Here is a 1,811-nt window from a genome sequence, read left to right as displayed (position 1 = left end):
CGGGTGGGTGCCGATGAGCGCCTGTACGGCACGTCAAACCGGTGCCTGGCGGTGGACCGGTCGAAGCGCGGGGCGCCCTGTGCGCCGGTGCGTGGGCCGGCCTTCGCGCCGTGGCAGTCGACCACGGGCTCGGGACCTACCTGTCCGCCTACGGGCCTACAGGTCCAGCAAGGCCCTCGGCTGGTAGCCGCCCGACTCCCTCACGATGTCCTCCGGGGTCTGGGCCGGCCGTACGAGGCCGAAGTGGATCTGTCCGTCCGCGTGGGGCGCGAAGCCGTGGATGGCGGGGCGGGGGAGGGAGTTGTAGGCGTAGTGGTGGGCGAAGTAGTACGCCCCGGTGTCCAGCGCGGCCGCGTAGTCGCCCTGGTCGAGGAGGGGGAGGGAGCGTCCCTCGGCGAGGAGGTCCCCGGAGAAGCAGGCGGGGCCGGCGATGTCCTGGACGACGGGGGCTCCCTCCTTGGGGCGGCCCTTCGGGTCGTAGGCGGCGATGCGCAGGGGCCATGAGCCCGGTGCGTAGACCGTGCGGGTGGCGACCTGGACTCCGGCGTGGGTCACCGCGATGGGGCGCCCGCCCGCGCGCTTGGCGTACTCCACGCGCGCGACCACCGTGCCGTGCTTGGCCAGGAGCGAGCGGCCGAACTCGGTGACCAGGCCGTACCGCCCGTCGAACAGACCCGGTACGGCCTCGGAGAGCAGCCGGGCGTACTGCGCGTACGTCGGCGTCGTGTCGTCCGAGTGGAAGTTGACCGGCAGGCCGCCGCCGATGTCGATCGTGTCGATCTGGCGGCGGCCGAGGCGCTGGTTGATCTCCTCGGCGAGCGCGTACGTCTCCTCCACGCCCCGCGCCATCAGGGAGAGCGGAACGCCCTGGGAGCCGGTGTGCGCGTGCAGCCGGGTCAGCCACGGGCGGGCCGCGCAGGCGCGGACGACCCATTCACGGGCGCCCTCGTCCTGGAGGGCCACCCCGAACTTGGACGTGGATGTCGCGGTGGACGTCGCGTCGATCGTGCCGCCGCCGACCTGGGGGTTGACCCGGATACCGATGGGCGAGCGGGTGGGTGCCGAGCGGGCCAGGGCGTCGATGCGGTCGAGCTCCTGGGGGTTGTCCGCGTTCACCGCGATGCCGAGGGCCAGCGCCTCGCGCAGTTCGGCCGGGGTCTTGGCGGGGGAGTCGAGCACGGTCCGGGCCGGGGTGATGCCCGCCGCCCGCGCCAGGGCCAGTTCGCCGGGGCTCGCCACTTCCGCGCCCATGCCCGTGTCGCGCAGCAGGCGCAGTACGGGCACGAGGGGCGTGGCCTTCACCGCGAAGGCGTGCAGTACGGGGGTGCCCGGCGCGGTCACCGCGTCGAACGCCGCCCGAAGCTCCGCCGCCGAGGCCCGGATGCCGACGACGTCGAGGAGCCCGATGATGGGCGTGCCGGGCCCCAGCAGCCCCTGCTCCACGGCGGCGCGGATCGCCTCGTCCCGCCGCGCGGCGCGCTCCGCGTCGCCGCCGCCCGCAAGTGTGTTCTGCATGTCCCCCATCGTGTCCCCCGTGGTCGTGTTCCTGGTCCTGGTGCGTGGTCCTGGTGCGTGTTCCTGGTCGTGTTTCCGGGCGCGGTCCTGGGCGCGGTCCCGGTCGTGCGCAGGCGGGGCCGGTCGTGTCCGGGTCGTACGCCCCGTGTCTTCAGCCAAACATCCGCGGCGGGTCCGCGCTGGCGTACGGTCGTATTGACTAGCTCTATTCAGGGAGTGAGGATGTGAATAGGTAGTGCAACAGGTAGTGCGAACCCGCCGCCCGCCAGCCCACAGGAGGCAGACCGTGTCAGGAC

Annotated in this window: 1 protein-coding gene; it reads right to left on the bottom strand. The window is 73.1% G+C overall.

Features of this window, described 5'->3' with window-relative positions:
- Window positions 1-156: 156 nt before the first annotated feature.
- On the bottom strand, window positions 157-1,515 hold the full coding sequence (locus tag FNH04_RS45590) for a type III PLP-dependent enzyme domain-containing protein (RefSeq protein ID WP_322725742.1): 1,359 nt from the start codon (window positions 1,513-1,515) through the stop codon (window positions 157-159).
- Window positions 1,516-1,811: the final 296 nt, after the last annotated feature.

Source organism: Streptomyces phyllanthi, from assembly GCF_009377205.1.
Taxonomy (GTDB): Bacteria; Actinomycetota; Actinomycetes; order Streptomycetales; family Streptomycetaceae; genus Streptomyces; species Streptomyces phyllanthi.
Note: the sequence above shows the minus strand (reverse complement) of the source record. Positions and strands in the feature narration are given on the sequence as shown.

What these genes read in the sequence shown, in the direction of transcription:
- FNH04_RS45590 (WP_322725742.1), bottom strand. Translation starts at nt 1,515, where the DNA reads ATGCAGAACACACTTGCGGGCGGCGGCGACGCGGAGCGCGCCGCGCGG.